The 16,726-nt window shown below is 45.8% G+C and carries 10 protein-coding genes; 9 read left to right on the forward strand and 1 reads right to left on the reverse strand.

The genetic code is table 11. The annotated features are described in order from the left end of the window. Nucleotides 1-2 precede the first annotated feature (2 nt). The 9 genes from ACESTD_RS09090 (at nt 3) to ACESTD_RS09130 (ending at nt 15,898) form a co-directional block, all read left to right on the forward strand. Nucleotides 3-596: an RNA polymerase sigma-70 factor gene (locus ACESTD_RS09090; protein ID WP_005828885.1), complete on the forward strand. Its 594-nt coding sequence runs from the start codon at nt 3-5 to the stop codon at nt 594-596. An 11-nt stretch (nt 597-607) separates the two neighbouring features. Continuing rightward, entirely contained in the window at nt 608-1,597 is a 990-nt protein-coding gene (locus ACESTD_RS09095) for a FecR family protein (RefSeq protein ID WP_229079599.1), read from the forward strand. A gap of 65 nt (nt 1,598-1,662) precedes the next feature. Beyond that, a complete protein-coding gene (locus tag ACESTD_RS09100) occupies nt 1,663-3,939 on the forward strand; it encodes a GH92 family glycosyl hydrolase (RefSeq protein WP_178292095.1) in 2,277 nt (758 codons plus the stop codon). 303 nt (nt 3,940-4,242) lie between these two features. Next, nucleotides 4,243-7,629 carry a TonB-dependent receptor gene (locus tag ACESTD_RS09105; RefSeq protein ID WP_373158816.1) on the forward strand — a complete coding sequence of 1,129 codons (3,387 nt, stop codon included), beginning with the start codon at nt 4,243-4,245 and terminating at the stop codon, nt 7,627-7,629. Between the two features lie 11 nt (nt 7,630-7,640). Then, nucleotides 7,641-9,230, forward strand: a complete 1,590-nt coding sequence (locus ACESTD_RS09110; RefSeq protein WP_373158815.1) for a RagB/SusD family nutrient uptake outer membrane protein — start codon at nt 7,641-7,643, stop codon at nt 9,228-9,230. Between the two features lie 22 nt (nt 9,231-9,252). After that, the gene (locus ACESTD_RS09115; protein WP_055288349.1) at nt 9,253-10,266 is read left to right on the forward strand and encodes a glycoside hydrolase family 18; all 1,014 of its coding nucleotides are present in this window, start codon (nt 9,253-9,255) and stop codon (nt 10,264-10,266) included. Nucleotides 10,267-10,275: 9 nt separating this feature from the next. Then, nucleotides 10,276-11,430, forward strand: a complete 1,155-nt coding sequence (locus ACESTD_RS09120; RefSeq protein ID WP_373158814.1) for a DUF1735 and LamG domain-containing protein — start codon at nt 10,276-10,278, stop codon at nt 11,428-11,430. Nucleotides 11,431-11,468: 38 nt separating this feature from the next. After that, the gene (locus tag ACESTD_RS09125; RefSeq protein WP_117958558.1) at nt 11,469-13,451 is read left to right on the forward strand and encodes a BT_3987 domain-containing protein; all 1,983 of its coding nucleotides are present in this window, start codon (nt 11,469-11,471) and stop codon (nt 13,449-13,451) included. Between the two features lie 167 nt (nt 13,452-13,618). Then, a complete protein-coding gene (locus ACESTD_RS09130) occupies nt 13,619-15,898 on the forward strand; it encodes a GH92 family glycosyl hydrolase (RefSeq protein ID WP_117958557.1) in 2,280 nt (759 codons plus the stop codon). Nucleotides 15,899-15,956: 58 nt separating this feature from the next. Here the strand turns inward: ACESTD_RS09130 and ACESTD_RS09135 are convergent, their stop codons facing one another. Further along, nucleotides 15,957-16,511, reverse strand: a complete 555-nt coding sequence (locus ACESTD_RS09135; protein ID WP_117958556.1) for an RNA polymerase sigma-70 factor — start codon at nt 16,509-16,511, stop codon at nt 15,957-15,959. Nucleotides 16,512-16,726 lie beyond the last annotated feature (215 nt).

A 16,726-nucleotide genomic window follows, 5' to 3' on the forward strand; every position in this document is an offset into this window, starting at 1 on the left:
ATATGAATGAACATTTCGACTTGACATATAAATCCCTTTTCCGCAGGTATTATACCAACCTGCTGTTCTATGCCACACGCATTGTGGGGGAAGAAGATGCGGAAGATGTGGTACAGGATGTTTTCGTGGAGCTGTGGAAGCGGAAAGATACCATGAAGGTGGGAGAGCAGATTCAGGCTTTTCTGTATAGGGCGGTGTATACCCGTGCCTTGAACGTTCTGAAGCATCGGGACATTGTGAGTGGCTATGAGGCTGTCATGCTCGAAATCCATAAAAAGAGGGTTGAGTTCTATCAACCTGACAGCAATGATGTGGTGAAACGGATAGAGGATGCCGAACTCAGGAGGAAGCTGTCCGATGCCATCAATGAATTGCCGGACAAGTGCCGGATGGTATTCAAACTCAGCTATCTGCATGATATGAAAAATAAGGAGATAGCTGATACGATGGGAGTGTCATTGCGTACGGTGGAGGCTCACATGTACAAAGCTTTGAAGTTGCTGCGCGATAAACTGGGGTATCTGAACCTGATGTTGGCTCTGTTTTTCATCGGGAAAGTAAGTGTTTTTGCGAGCAGCGTTGTTTTATTATCATAATGAAGGAAAGAATGAATAAGTTGAATGAGGAGATATTGGCCAAGTTCCTTATGGGTGAATGTACGGAAGATGAACTTCGTGAGGTGAACGCCTGGCTGGAAGGGTCGGGTGAGAATGCACGCGAATTGTTCAGGCTGGAGGAGATTTACCACTTGGGGAGACTGGGGGATACTTCGAATACACAAGACATAGAAAAGGCCGAAAAGCGATTGTTTAAAAGGCTGGAACAAGAGAAGACGAAACAATACAAGGTACGGAGGATGGTTGGGTGGATGCGGTATGCGGCCGTATTTGTGGGCCTCTTCCTTTTGGGAACTTTCGGCTATCTTTTTTATCAGACTTATAGCCAGCCGGAAACATTACTGGCTGTCACCACTCATGATAAGATTAAGGAACTGAAACTGCCGGATGGAACCAAAGTCTGGCTGAATAAAAACACTACCCTGAAATATCCACATGAGTTTGCAGGGAAGGGAAGAAAGGTTTATCTGGAAGGAGAAGGATATTTTGAGGTGATGAGGAATCTGGAAAAACCGTTTGTCGTACAGAGTGAGGCCATGCAGGTCAGAGTATTGGGAACTGTTTTCAACCTCAAGTCTGACAAGGCTAAGATGTCTGCAGTAGCTACCCTTTTGAAAGGCGAAGTAGAGGTGAAAGGTAATCATGGCGAGGGTATGATTATCCTTGCCCCCGGACAGAAAGCCGAGCTGAACGGAATGACTAGGCGTCTGGTGGTGAAGCAGGTGGATACGGGAATCGAAAACTGGCACAATAATGAGTTTGTCTTTGAGAAGGCTGACCTATACACCATTGCGCGTACATTGGAGAATTCGTATGGGGTGAGGGTAATTCTGGCACCGAACATAGATGTAAGCAAGACTTACTCGGGTACACTGAAGAAAAAAGAGAGTGTAGGGGCTGTGCTGAATCTGATAAAGAATGCCATTCCATTGGAGTATAAAATTGTGGGGAACAGTGTTTTCCTCTCCTCAATGAAGTAGGAAGGCCGCACAAATTCGAGATATGACGAGAAGAATTTATTTAATACTAACAACTTTCTAATATTATGCGAAAATTAATCCTATTGTTTTTTTTTGTGAGCAGTGCTTTATGGCTGCATGCCAAAGACTTTACCCAGTATGTCAGTCCTCTTGTCGGCACGCAGTCTACTTTCGAGCTTTCCACCGGTAATACCTATCCTGCGATCGCACGTCCCTGGGGTATGAACTTCTGGACTCCTCAGACGGGTAAGATGGGTGACGGCTGGCAATACGTCTATACAGCGAACAAGATCCGTGGTTTCAAGCAGACACACCAGCCCAGTCCTTGGATTAACGACTACGGGCAGTTCTCCATTATGCCGGTGGTTGGCAAACCCGAGTTTGATGAAGAGAAGCGTGCAAGCTGGTTCTCCCACAAGGGCGAAGTGGCACTTCCTCATTATTATAAGGTATATCTTGCCGAACACGATGTGGTTACCGAGTTCACCCCTACCGACCGTGCCGTATTGTTCCGTTTCACTTTCCCTGAAAATGATCATTCATACATTGTTGTCGATGCCTTTGACAAGGGCTCTTATGTGAAGATACTTCCGGAACAGAATCGTATTATCGGTTATACTACCCGTAACAGCGGCGGTGTTCCCGAGAACTTCAAGAACTATTTCGTGATAGAGTTCGACAAGCCTTTTACTTATAAGGCTTCTGTAGCCGATGGCGTCTTGAGCGAGAATAAGGTTGAGCAGGAAGCCGGACACGCCGGTGCTGTTATCGGTTTCAAAACCCGCAAGGGTGAAGTGGTACATGCCCGTGTAGCCTCCTCTTTCATCGGTTTTGAGCAGGCTGACCGTAACTTGAAGGAGCTTGGCAATGACAATTTGGAAACATTGGTTCAGAAAGGCCAGGATGCCTGGAACAAGGTGCTGGGCCGTATTGATGTGGAAGGCGGAACCCTTGACCAGTACCGTACTTTCTACTCATGTTTGTATCGTTCCTTGTTGTTCCCGCGTGCATTCTATGAACTGGATGAGGCGGGAAATCCGATTCATTACAGTCCCTACAATGGGCAAGTGTTGCCCGGCTATATGTATACGGATACCGGTTTCTGGGACACTTTCCGCTGTCTTTTCCCATTCCTCAACCTGATGTATCCGTCGGTGAACAGGCAGATTCAGGAAGGCCTTGTCAACACCTATAAGGAAAGCGGTTTCTTTCCCGAATGGGCAAGTCCGGGTCACCGTGGCTGTATGATTGGCAACAACTCTGCTTCCGTGCTGGCAGATGCCTATCTAAAAGGCGTGAAGGTGGAGGACGTGCAGACACTGTACGAAGGTCTCATCAACGGTACAAAGAATGTCCATCCCGAGGTTTCTTCCACGGGTCGCCTCGGCTATGAGTATTACAACAAGCTTGGTTATGTTCCCTACGATGTGAAAATCAACGAGAACACTGCCCGTACTTTGGAGTATGCTTATAATGACTGGTGCATCTACCGCATGGCAAAAGAACTGAACCGTCCGAAGAAGGAGCAGAAACTCTTTGCGGAACGTGCCATGAACTATAGGAATGTATTTGATAAGGAAAGCAAGCTGATGCGTGGTCGTAATCAAGACGGCCAGTTCCAGTCTCCTTTCTCTCCTTTGAAGTGGGGTGACGCCTTTACTGAAGGTAACAGCTGGCACTATTCCTGGTCTGTATTCCACGACCCTCAAGGTCTGATAGACCTGATGGGTGGAAAAGAGTCTTTCGTAGAGATGCTTGACTCTGTATTTATTGTCCCGCCCTTGTTCGATGACAGCTACTACGGCCAGGTAATCCATGAAATCCGTGAGATGACAGTGATGAATATGGGTAACTATGCCCATGGCAACCAGCCCATCCAGCACATGATTTACCTTTATAATTATGCTGGGGAGCCTTGGAAGGCCCAATATTGGCTTCGTCAGGTTATGAACCGCATGTACACTGCCGGTCCCGACGGTTACTGCGGTGACGAGGACAACGGTCAGACTTCGGCGTGGTATGTCTTCTCTGCACTTGGTTTCTATCCGGTTTGCCCTGGTACGGACGAGTATGTACTGGGCGCCCCTCTGTTCCGTAAGGCTACCCTCCATTTCGAGAACGGTAAGTCCCTGACAATTGACGCTCCGGATAACTCACCGGAGAACATGTATATTGAGTCTCTCAAGGTGAACGGCGTGGATTATTCCAGGAATTATCTGACGCATGGCGATTTGCTGAATGGCGGTACCTTGAGGTTTGATATGGGCAGCCAGCCTAATATGAAGAGAGGTACGCAGCCGGAAGATTATCCTTATTCTTTCTCGAATGAACTGAAGAAGTAAAGAATAGTAATAATATAGTAAGAAAAGGGTTGCCTCGAAAATAAGTTGATATATCATTTTGTTATTTACTATCTGTATTATAGGTGTTTTTCTTGAATCAGGTGGAAATAATTATTTACTTCGTTAGTAATATTGAGCAAAATGATATATCAACTTATTTTCGGGGTAACTCTTTTTTTTAGGATTAATGATAAAAAAGATACTTTTTCAGTAAGTGTATTTTCATTGTCTGTTGTTTTATATAGGAATGCGAGAGAATGAATCTCTCGAAGTAATTTATTGTATAACCTATAAATTGTGTTTATGAAAGACAATTATGCTTTTCGGAGTTCGACGTTCATGCGGGCTTTATTAGTTTTGTTGTTCATGGCAGTTTCTATCCAGTGGGGCTTTGCCCAGTTAAACCTGAATGTGTCTCGCGGCACATTGGGGACAGTCATTGAACAAATCAAGTCTCAATCCAAGTATCAATTTTTTTATGACGACAAACTGGCTGCGTTGCCGGTAGAAAACGTCAAAGTGAACAATGCGTCTATAGAAGATGCTTTGAATGTTATTCTCAAAGGGAAAGACATTTCCTATAAAGTGGAGGATAACATCGTTTATCTTTCTGAAAAGTCTGCTGCTCCTCAAGAGGGCAACCAACAAGGGAAAGAACGGACGATTACCGGAGTCGTGTCAGATGACATGGGACCTCTGATTGGTGTGAATGTATTGATAAAAGGTACCAGCAACGGGTGTATTACCGACCTCGACGGTAACTTTACGCTGACCACTACGGAGGCGAATCCGGTGATTGTATTCTCTTATATCGGTTATACTACGCAGGAAATCCCCGTGAAAGGTAATGCGCCGATTAATGTAATGATGGCCGGAGATACCCAACAGCTTGAAGAAGTTGTGGTTACTGCACTCGGTATCAAGCGTTCGGAAAAGGCATTGTCCTACAATGTACAGCAGGTGAATACAGATGCCATTACTTCCAATAAAGATGCCAACTTTGTGAACTCATTGAGTGGTAAGGTAGCGGGTGTGAACATCAATGCTTCTTCATCCGGTGTAGGTGGTGTATCAAAGGTAGTGATGCGTGGTACGAAATCTATCATGCAGTCTTCCAATGCACTTTATGTAATTGACGGTGTGCCTATTTTCTCTGGCCGTGGTACTGCCGGAGGTAAGGAGTTCGACTCCCAGGGATCTTCAGAACCGATTGCCGATATCAACCCGGAAGACATCGAGTCAATGTCAGTCCTGACTGGTGCCGCCGCTGCTGCCTTGTATGGTTCGGAAGCTGCCAACGGTGCCATTGTCATTACTACAAAGAAAGGTAAAGAAGGTAAGGTGAGCCTTACTGTCAGCAGTAATACTGAATTCACCAATCCGTTTGTGATGCCGAGCTTCCAAAACCGTTACGGTACGGGAACCGGTGGTGTGATGAGCACTTCAGGAGCCATGAGCTGGGGAGCGCCTTTGTCTGCAGCCAATAACTACAATTACAGCCCGAGAGATGATTATTTCCAGACGGGTATTGTAGGAACAGAGAGCATTTCTTTGTCAACCGGTACAGAGAAAAACCAGACGTATGCATCGGCTGCTGCTGTAAACTCCAAGGGTATTGTTCCCAACAACAAATACAACCGTTACAACTTTACGGTACGTAACACCACTACTTTCCTGGACGACAAGATGACTCTGGATTTCGGTGCAAGCTATATTCTGCAGAATGACCAGAACATGACGAACCAGGGTACTTACAACAACCCGTTGGTGGGTGCTTATTTGTTCCCGCGCAGCAACGACTGGTCTGATATCAGCATGTATGAGCGCTATGACGCTGCCCGTAAAATTTATACGCAATACTGGCCGGTAGGTGACGAAGGTATGGTAATGCAGAATCCTTATTGGATTAACTACCGCAATCTGCGCCAGAACAAGAAGGACCGCTATATGCTGAATGCCGGTTTGAGCTATAAGATTCTGGACTGGCTGACTGTTTCAGGACGTGTACGTTTGGATAACTCCAACAATGATTATACAGAAAAGTTCTATGCTTCTACCAATACACAGCTCACCGAGAGCTCTTCACGAGGTCTTTATGGTATTACCAAGACGCAGGACAAACAGTTGTATGCAGACTTCCTGGTGAGTATCAACAAATATTTCGGTGAAGATTGGTCACTCCAGGCCAACGTCGGTGGTTCATTCTCCGATATACGTTCGGATGCAATGAAAACACGTGGTCCGATTGCTGATGGTGGCGATGCCTTCAGCGGCGAACCGGTAGGTTTGACCAACTACTTTGCCATCCAGAACCTGAGTGCCAGCAAGACACAGCGTTTGCAGGAAGGATGGCGTGAACAGACCCAGTCTCTCTTCGCTTCGGCTGAGCTTGGTTACAAGAACACTTACTTCTTGACGCTGACCGGACGTAACGACTGGCCTTCACAGCTGGCAGGTCCCAACTCCAACAGCAAATCATTCTTCTATCCTTCAGTCGGTGGTTCTGTTGTACTGTCTGAGTTAATGCCTAACTTGAACAAAGATTATCTTTCTTTTATAAAGGTTCGTGGTTCATGGGCATCTGTTGGTAGTGCTTTCTCCAGATATTTGGCTAATCCCCACTATGAATGGAATTCAAGTTCCGGCCAGTGGAGTATCACGACCCAATATCCGTTGTACAATTTGAAACCTGAACGTACCAATTCTTGGGAAATCGGTTTGAACATGCGTTTCCTCAAGAACTTTGAATTGGACGTGACATATTACAATGCCAAGACTATGAACCAGACATTCAACCCGCAGTTGCCTGTCAGCGGTTGGTCGGCTATGTATATCCAGACTGGTGCCGTACGTAACTCCGGTATTGAGTTGTCGCTGAATTACAAGAATACCTGGAAAGATTTTACATGGGATACCGGTATAACCTTCTCCAGTAACAAGAATAAAATCCTGACTTTGGCAGACAATGCCATCAATCCCGTTACCGGTGAGCTGTTCTCTTTGAGCACGTTGAATATGGGTGGCTTAGGTGATGCCCGCTTCTTGCTGAAAGAAGGTGGGAGCATGGGTGACCTTTACTCACTGCGAGATATGAAACGTGATGCCAATGGACAGATTTTTGTGGACCAAAATGGAACGGTTGCTACGGAAGCCATAACGGACCCGGATAAATACATCAAGTTGGGAAGCGTACTTCCTAAAGGTAATTTGGCTTGGCGTAATAACTTCATTTGGAAGAATTTCACAGCAGGTTTCTTGATTTCAGCCCGTTTGGGTGGTGTGGTTTACTCACGTACACAAGCTATGTTGGACTATTACGGTGTGTCCGAGGCTTCTGCCGATGCACGTGATTTAGGTTACGTGTTGGTGAATGGTAGAGATAAGGTAACCCCCGAAACATGGTACGGTGTAGTAGGTAGCGGCACGTCTGTTCCCCAATACTACACTTATTCTGCTACCAATGTTCGTCTGCAGGAAGTATCTTTGGGTTACACCATCCCCAGAAAGTTGTTGAATGATGTGTGCGATATCAAGGTTTCGTTGGTAGGCCGCAACTTGTGGATGATTTACAGCAAGGCTCCTTTCGATCCCGAAAGTGTAGCTTCTACCGATAACTTTTATCAGGGAATAGACTATTTCATGATGCCGGCTTTGCGTAACATCGGCTTTAGCTTGAGCTTTAAATTTTAATACCAAACGATATGAAAAAGAAAAATATTATAAATAAATTGATTGTTGCTCCGTTGGTTATGGGCTTTATGTCCTGTACCGGCAATTATATGGATATCAACTCCAATCCTTATCAACCGGGTGATTTGACTCCGGATGATTATGCACTGGGTTCTGCCATGAGTAACTTGGCAAGTACGGTTATCTCATCAGATGTCAATACGGCACAGTTTACTGATTGTTTGTTGGGTGGACCGTTGGGAGGTTATTTTGCCGATTCAAATGCCGGCTGGTCCAATACAATATCCAATTTTAATGCTACAAATGACTGGACGCGTGTGTTCTTGATAAGTGACCGTATCATTTCAACACTTTACGGTAACTTGAGCACAGTGAAACAAGTATCGGAGAATACCAATAATCCGGTTCCTTATGCCATTGCTCAAATCATAAAGGTTGCTGCCATGAGTCGCGTGACTGATGCGTATGGTCCTATTCCTTATTCTAAAATCGGTCAGGATGGCAAGATTACCATTCCTTATGATACGCAGGAAGAAGTATATAACGCATTCTTCAAGGAACTGGACGAATCCATCGAGGTGCTGACTGAAAACAGAAATGCGGCGTTGGTTGCTTCTGCAGATTTCGTGTACAGTGGTAATGTACAGAAGTGGGTGAAGTTTGCCAATTCATTGAAACTGCGTTTGGCTATCCGTATTGCCAATGTAAGCCCTGCTAAGGCTAAAGAAATGGCTGAAAGTGCAGTGAATCACGAGTTGGGTCTGATTGAAACAAATGCAGACAATGCTACATGGAAGTATTTCGGTACAATTAGCAATCCGTTGTTTGTGGCAGTACGTTACAATGAAGAAGCTTCAGGTGGTGATACCCATCCTGCTGCCGACATCATCTGCTACATGAACGGTTACAACGACAATCGTCGTGCCAGCTATTTTGAGGAATCAAAATGGCCTGGAGAGACTTATGTAGGATTACGTCGCGGTATCAACCTCAGTAAGATGAAGGAGTATTTCATCAATTATTCACGTGTGAAGATTTCCTCTTCTGATCCCGTGCTTTGGATGAATGCGGCAGAAGTTGCTTTTTTGCGTGCTGAAGCCACTGCAATCTATGGTTTCAACATGAAAGGAACCGCTGCTGATTTTTATGAACAAGGTGTCCGTCTCTCTTTCGAACAGTGGGGAGCTACCGGTGTAGACAGCTATCTGGCTGATAAAAGCAGTGTACCTGCTCTTTACAAAGATCCCGCCGGTCTTAATACTTATGAAAAGAACCTTTCAGCCATTACTGTCAAGTGGAATGAAGGGGCATCCAAGGAAGAAAAACAGGAACGTATCATTACCCAGAAGTGGATTGCGAATTGGCCGTTAGGTAACGAAGCTTGGGCTGACTATCGCCGTACAGGCTATCCCAAACTGTTGCCTGCAACCAGTGAAGGTAACTTGAGTGGTGGAATTGTTGATAGCGAGAAAGGTGCACGCCGTATGCCTTATCCTTCTGAAGAATATACAAGTAATACTGAAAACGTGCAAGAGGCAGTAAACAGCTATCTGGGTGGACCGGACAACATGGCTACTGACGTATGGTGGGCACGCAAATAATAACAATAAATGCTGAATAATTATGAAATTATATAAGAAATCATTCAAAGGAATCGCGCTGGCAGCTTTTTCCGTATTGGCATTGTCTGCCTGCTCCGACTGGACGGATTCAGAGAGTATTAAACTGAAAGAACCCGGAATCGACGAACAGTCTCCCGAACTGTATGCCAAGTATCTGAAGAACTTGCAGGAATACAAGAATTCTGACCATAAGATTGTATACGGCTGGTTTGATAATAGTGAGAAAGTTCCTTTCAGCCGTGGGCAGCACATGTCGGATGTTCCCGACAGCCTGGACGTAATTATCGCAACTACTCCCGATTTGGTGGAATTCGAATTGGAAGATATTGCAAATGTACATGAGAAGGGAACGAAAGTATTCTATTCCATCAGCTATGACAATATCTTGAAGGAACATACCGACAAGGTGAAAGAAGGAACAGAAACATCTGCATTCTCGGCTTATCTGTCGGCTGAGCTGAACAGACTGATAGCTCTTGAAGCACCTTTCGACGGTATTGTAGCCGAGTATCGTGGTAGCAATCCTATCTACATGTCCGAAGCCGACAAGGCTGAAGCAAAGGCAAATCAGGATACTTTCTTCGGTGTGATATCCAACTGGAAGAGTGCCAATTCAGGTAAGCAACTGGTGTTCCAGGGGTATCCTGCCAACCTGATAGGCCAGTCTGTGCTCTCTTCTTGTGACCATATCATCTTGATTACAAATGATGTCACGGATGTTGCCCAACTGGGGATAGAAGCGCTTCAGGCCTTGATGGCAGACGGTGTTCCGGCTGACCGCTTCATTGTATCGGCATCTACCGTCTCTCTGGATACAACAGATAAGACTACCGGATATTACAATGCTTTGAGAGCTCTGTCGGAAGCTGCTTATTGGGTGACAGAACCGTCTGCAGAGTTTACAAAAGCTGGTCTGGCTATTGAGAACATGCAGAATGATTATTACAATGCTACCAATACCTATCAATACGTGAGAGAAGCTATCAATATTATGAATCCTGCTCCTAAAAAATAAAAGAATATCATGAAACTGAAAAGTATATATTTAGTATCGATGGCATTATTGGCAGGTGTATTTGCTGCTTGTAATGATAATGACGTTGAGAATTTCGATAATCAGGTGTATATCAACGGCTCGGCGATGACCAGTACTGTGTTGTTGAAAAACACTGTTTCCGATACGGAAGGTTCATTCCGGATTTCAATGGCCCGTCCTGAATCGCAGGATATAACTATTGCCTTGAAGGCGGACCCTTCACTGGTAGCTACTTATAACGCTACCTATTATGACACAGCCGAGGCTCTGCCGGAAAACTATTATACGGTAGAAACTCCGCAGGCTACCATTTTGGCCGGTGCTGTCATTTCAGACGACATCACTGTCAGCTTCAAGAACTTGACGGAGCTGGACCGTGAGAAGGTATATGTATTGCCGGTTACGGTAGACCAGGCAAGCATCGGAGTCTTGAAGAGCTCCGGTACCATGTACTACGTGCTGAAGGGTGCCGCATTGATTAATACGGTTCCTGATATTACCAAGAATCTGGTTTACGTAACTTGGACCAATCCGGATGTTGCCAATAATATGAATAAACTGACGGTAGAAGCGTTGATTCGCGTAAGCAAGTTCGACAAGATGCTGACTTCCATTATGGGTATCGAAGGTAAGTTCCTGCTCCGCATCGGTGATGCCGGAATTCCTCAAAACCAGTTGCAGGTGGCTACAAGTAGCGGCAATGTGACCGATGAGAGTCTGGTTATTCCGACAAACGAATGGACACATATCGCTGTGACCTACGATGCGGATGCAAAAACAGTTATAATCTACATCAATGGTAAGAATATGCTGGAGACTACTTTGGACTGCGGAGTCGTGAACTGGGGCCAGACCATGACCGATGAAGGTAACGGATTCTGGATTGGCCATTCATACAATCGTGACCGTTGGTTGGAAGGTAATATCTCAGAGGTGCGTATCTGGAACAAGGTGTTGACATCAGCAGAAATCAATGCAAAGGACCACTTCTACCAGGTAGAGCCGGATGCTGACGGACTGGTTTCTTACTGGAAGTTCGATGAGGGCGCCGGTACTGCCATTCACGATTATAGCGGAAATGAGAACAATGCTACTGCAGTGGAATCATTGACTTGGACTGCTGTGGAACTGCCCGCTAAATAATTTAGTTATACCTTAATTCAAATAAAAAGATATTGATTATGAAATATATGAATCATGTAAAATCAGGCTTGCTGGCAATGGCTTTTGCATGTGCAGGAATATGCTTCACCGGTTGTGAAGATGATGTTGTCATCAACACCGGCAACAGTGACAAGCTGGATACTGTGGATGGCGTGTATGGCTATGTAAAGTCTGCCGCCGGTGCACGTGAACTTACTCCGATTTCTGTTTTTGGCGACAAGGTTGCTACCGGACATCTCTATTTTGAACTGAGCAAAGCTGCAGAGCAGGATGTTACGGTGACCTTCAAAGTGGACGAAGACGTTTTGGAGGCTTACAATAAGAAGAATGGAACAAGCTATAAAATGTATCCCGCCGATAAGCTGAGCCTGGCGAACGGTGGAACTGCCACTATCAAGGCGGGCGAACAGAAGTCGGCTTCTGTGGAACTGAATATCAATGCCGGAGGCACAATCGGACAGACTTATGCTGTTGCCGTTTCTGCATCTGCCAATAACGGTGTGGAAGTTTCTACAAACAATCAGGAATATATTTACTTGGTAAAGCCTTTGGCTGCTATTCCTGAGAGTATCAGTAAGGGTGATATACTTACACATTGCTTTGTGGAAGTAAATGACGAGAACATCTTGAATATGGGTGAATATACCATGAAGAGCGACGGAAAGCCTTTCTTTGATGTAGTCAGCATTTTTGCTGCCAATATCAATGTGGATAGCAAGACCGGTCGCGTACATGTTTTTTGCAATGACCAGGTTTCTTTCTTGCTGAGAAATGCGGATAAGTTCATCCGTCCTTTGCAGGCTAAGGGCATTAAGGTGGCTATGACTATTCTTGGCAACCATGATGAGGCCGGTATGGGTAACCTTTCTGAAGCTGCCGCCAAAGACTTTGCCAAGGAACTGAAGGCTTATTTGGATATCTATGGTTTGGATGGCATTGACTTTGATGATGAGTACACCAGTTACAACAACTCCAACCCCAGTCCCGGCTTCGAAAAACGTTCACGTGCCAACTTCGCACGTTTGGTTTATGAGTGCCGCCAGGTATTTGGAGATAAACTGATCGGTGTGTATGAATATGGTTCGCTTGATTCTCCCGATGGCGAGGTAGAAGGTGTGAAAGTTGGTGATATTGTGGACTATATGACCTATGGTTATTACCAGAATCAGAATCCTAATGGAGCTTTTGGCCGTGAAGCGTCTCATTTTGAGAACCTGCCCAAATCCAAGTATGCTCCGCTGCCTTGGAAGATTAATGATGAGTTGAACGGAGGTTGGAATGGATTTGACAAGAGCAAATTCCAAAAAGTGAAAGATGAAGGTTATGGCATTCAGATGTTCTACAATCCCAAACCGCTGATGTATCAGTATTATACGCTGCTTTCGGAAATAAGTAAAGTACTTTTTGATGATGAAGTGGAGTGGAGCGGTAAGTACTGGAACCGTACTGGTGAAGCTTATCAAGGAAAGATGATGGGCTATGAAGATTTGGTCGGTGAATGGAAAGTAACTTCCAGTAACTCCCTCTTTACCTATGTGGATGAAGAAGGCAATCCTCGCTGGTGGGATTGGAAAGGCAGTCAGGATTTTGAGAAGAATGTAATTATAGAGAAAGATGAAGAAGGTACCGGATATGTGGTTTACAACTGGGGTACTTTCCCCGAAATTACCGGTAAGTATCCGATGCATTGCGATTACTATAACGGTGCACTGCTCATCTATCCGCAAACCATTCATGAGGGCGATGCTGAAGACCCTGCTACCTACAAGATGCATTTCGGTACTTATAGTAATGCCTTCCAGTGGAAAGCATATCCTAAGTATGATAATTATTCCATGGATGGCGATATTGCTCCTAACGGTGATATGCGTATCTATGGTTTGGGCAACAGATGGGCTATCAACCCTTATAAGTATGTAGGCGGTGAGATTGAGAACGACATCTTCCCCGATGTTCCTTACTTCGTGAGTGAGAACTATACGATGAAGAAGGTACGCTGATGCCATGTTTTCCGTAAACTGAGGTTTCGGAAAAATGGATGCTTGAACCTTTTCATACATGAAACAAAGGAGGGCTTTGCTCAAAGTAATGGGGCGGCCCTCCTCAAGCATTCTCATATAACAAGATTCTATTATGAAGCTATACACTTACTTATACAATAAACAATATGAAGAAAAACATGAAATCTAGTTCCATACTGTTGGGCGGACTTTTTCTGCTGGGGGCGGTTTGCAGCTGTACCCAGACGGCACCGGACTATGCGTCTTACGTCAATCCGTTCATCGGTACGGGCGGACATGGGCATACCTATCCCGGAGCGGTAGTTCCCAACGGAATGATTCAGCCCAGCCCCGACACGCGTATCTACGAGTGGGATGCCTGCTCCGGATATTACTATGCAGATACTACTATCAACGGATTTTCACATACTCACGTCAGCGGTACGGGTTGTGCCGATTACGGGGATGTGTTGCTGATGCCCACTGTAGGGCGGCAGGATTACCACTCTATGGGCTCGAAGAGCCAGCAGATGGCGTACGCCTCTGCCTTTTCCCACGAGAATGAAACAGCCGAACCGGGATATTATTCCGTATTTTTGGACCGCTACGGGGTGAAAGCCGAACTGACCTCTACCAAACGTGCGGCGATTCATCGCTATACCTTCCCGAAAGCGGAAGATGCAGGCTTTATCCTCGACTTGGATTATAGCATTCAGCGCCAGAAGAATGAACAGATGGAGCTGGAAGTAATCAGCGATACTGAAATCCGTGGACGCAAGAAGACTGTATATTGGGCTTTCGACCAGTATATCAACTTCTACGCCAAGTTCTCCAAACCATTTACCTATACGCTGGTCACGGACTCCATGGCATTGGACGAAGGCGGTCCGCTTCTGCCTACAGCTAAAGCTTTACTGCAATTCCAGACGGAGCCCAATGAGGAGGTATTGGTAAAGGTAGGTGTGTCTGCCGTGGATATGGACGGTGCCCGCAAGAATGTGGAAGCCGAAATCTCCGGATGGGATTTTGACGGTGTGCGCCGTGCTGCCCGCCAGCAGTGGAACACTTATCTCTCCAAGATTGACATCGATACGAAGGACAACGACCAGCGTACCATGTTCTACACGGCACTTTACCACACGGGCATGCAGCCCAACTTATTTACCGATGCCGACGGACGTTACTTTGGTATGGACTTGAAGCCCCATCAAGGCAGGGTGGACGAGCCTGTCTACACCATTTTCTCTTTATGGGACACTTTCCGTGCCTATCATCCGCTGATGACGATTATTGATCCTGAACTGAACGAGGCTTTCATCCGTTCGCTCATCCAGAAGTCCCGCGAGGGCGGCGTCCTGCCTATGTGGGAACTGGCCGGAAACTATACGGGTACCATGATTGGTTATCATGCAGCTTCCCTCATAGCGGATTCGTATGTAAAGGGATACCGTAACTTCGACGTGCAGGAGGCCTATAAGGCTTGCCTCCGTACGGCAGAATACGATACGATGGGCATTATCACGCATCCTTTGGTTGTGCCGCATCTGATGCCGCAGGCCAAGTACTGGAAGAACAAGATTGGCTACGTGCCTTGCGACAAAGACAATGAGTCCGTGGCAAAAGCGCTGGAGTATGCTTACGATGACTGGTGCATCTCTGTACTGGCAGGTGCCTTGGACGACGAAGTCAACCGCGACAAGTATGCTGCCTTTGCCGAGGGATATAAAGTTTATTTCGATCCGAGTACCCGTTTCATGCGTGGACTGGACAGTGAGGGCAACTGGCGTACGCCTTTCAACCCCCGCGCATCCAATCACCGTAACGATGACTATTGCGAAGGCACTGCCTGGCAGTGGACTTGGTTCGTTCCCCACGATGTAGACGGATTGGTAGAACTGATGGGAGGACGCGACGCTTTCATCGGCAAGTTGGATTCTCTGTTCACTGCCGATTCCAAGCTGGAAGGTGAATCGACTTCGGTGGATATTTCCGGTCTGATAGGCCAGTATGCTCACGGCAATGAGCCGAGCCATCACATTGCCCATCTCTACAACTACGTAGGCCAGCCCTGGCGTACGCAGGAGATTGTGGATGAGGTGCTGCATACGCTTTACTTCAACAACCCCGACGGACTTTCGGGCAATGAAGACTGCGGACAGATGTCTGCATGGTACATTCTGAATGCGATGGGCTTCTATCAGGTATGCCCCGGCAAGTCGGTATATTCCATCGGACGCCCGCTGTTCAACGAGGCGACCGTTCATCTGAAAGACGGCAAGTCGTTCAAGGTGATAGCCCACAACAATAGCCGCGATAACAAGTATGTGCAGAGCATTGTGCTGAACGGCAATAAGCTGGAGACTCCATTCTTCACGCATCAGGATATAGTGGACGGCGGTACACTGGAACTGACTATGGGCAGCGAACCGCTGAAGCCGGAAGAGTAAATGGATTATTATGCTCACAAGATTCCCTGATGAGCAATACCTTTAATAAGGTGGAGTCCTACCGGGGAATGAATAGCAGCAGCAACGGCATGTATTCTTTTAGCTCGTTGCGCAGAAATTCCAATGTTTTTTGTTTATAGCGGTTGACTGACTTCACACTAAGGTTCAGCTCTTCCGCTATTTCTGTATGCGTTTTTCCCTTGAAGAAGCTCTCGATGAAGACAATGCGGTAGCTCTCGGGAAGCTTGTTCAGGGTACCGTACAGCATCCGGTACATTTCGTCTAAGGTATATACACTGTCCGGTTCCGTTTCGTAGACAGGGGTTTTCTTTTTGACGACTTCCGCATAATTCCATTCATATTCCTGATGCTTCAGGTAGTTCAGGCAATTGTTCCTCACGCACATCTTGAGGTAACCCAATATCGTTTTCGGGTCTATCTCGAAGTTGTCCATGTTGTTCCATAGGGAGGCGAATACTTCGGAAACAATGTCTTCGCGAGTCTCTTTATTGTCAACAAAACGCTTGGCATACAAGCAGAAGGGAGCATAGTACTCCTCGTAGAGCTGCTTGAATACTTGTTTCTTGCTTTGTTCATTAAGAGATAGTTTCATAATATATCTACAGTATTTCGAAGGCAAATATACAATAAGAAAGTCAAATAAAAGGTTCTTTTTGAAATTTAAAAGAACAAAGCTGTGGCAATAGGCAAGTAGTATTTTGTTATTAAGGACCCAATTGAAAAAACTTTGTTTTAGCTGTCCCTTTTTGATTTCCCGATTGTATTATCTATGTAATTGCAATTATAAATAGGTTATAAGGTTTAGAG

Origin of the sequence: Bacteroides sp. AR20, assembly GCF_964250605.1 — a bacterium.
Classification (GTDB): Bacteria; Bacteroidota; Bacteroidia; order Bacteroidales; family Bacteroidaceae; genus Bacteroides; species Bacteroides uniformis.

Bases quoted from the DNA above. Each gene is read 5' to 3' on its own strand.
- ACESTD_RS09115 (WP_055288349.1), top strand. From the start codon at position 9,253: ATGAAATTATATAAGAAATCATTCAAAGGAATCGCGCTGGCAGCTTTT.
- ACESTD_RS09125 (WP_117958558.1), top strand. From the start codon at position 11,469: ATGAAATATATGAATCATGTAAAATCAGGCTTGCTGGCAATGGCTTTT.
- ACESTD_RS09130 (WP_117958557.1), top strand. From the start codon at position 13,619: ATGAAGAAAAACATGAAATCTAGTTCCATACTGTTGGGCGGACTTTTT.
- ACESTD_RS09135 (WP_117958556.1), bottom strand. From the start codon at position 16,511: ATGAAACTATCTCTTAATGAACAAAGCAAGAAACAAGTATTCAAGCAG.
- ACESTD_RS09095 (WP_229079599.1), top strand. From the start codon at position 608: ATGAATAAGTTGAATGAGGAGATATTGGCCAAGTTCCTTATGGGTGAA.
- ACESTD_RS09110 (WP_373158815.1), top strand. From the start codon at position 7,641: ATGAAAAAGAAAAATATTATAAATAAATTGATTGTTGCTCCGTTGGTT.
- ACESTD_RS09120 (WP_373158814.1), top strand. From the start codon at position 10,276: ATGAAACTGAAAAGTATATATTTAGTATCGATGGCATTATTGGCAGGT.
- ACESTD_RS09100 (WP_178292095.1), top strand. From the start codon at position 1,663: ATGCGAAAATTAATCCTATTGTTTTTTTTTGTGAGCAGTGCTTTATGG.
- ACESTD_RS09090 (WP_005828885.1), top strand. From the start codon at position 3: ATGAATGAACATTTCGACTTGACATATAAATCCCTTTTCCGCAGGTAT.
- ACESTD_RS09105 (WP_373158816.1), top strand. From the start codon at position 4,243: ATGAAAGACAATTATGCTTTTCGGAGTTCGACGTTCATGCGGGCTTTA.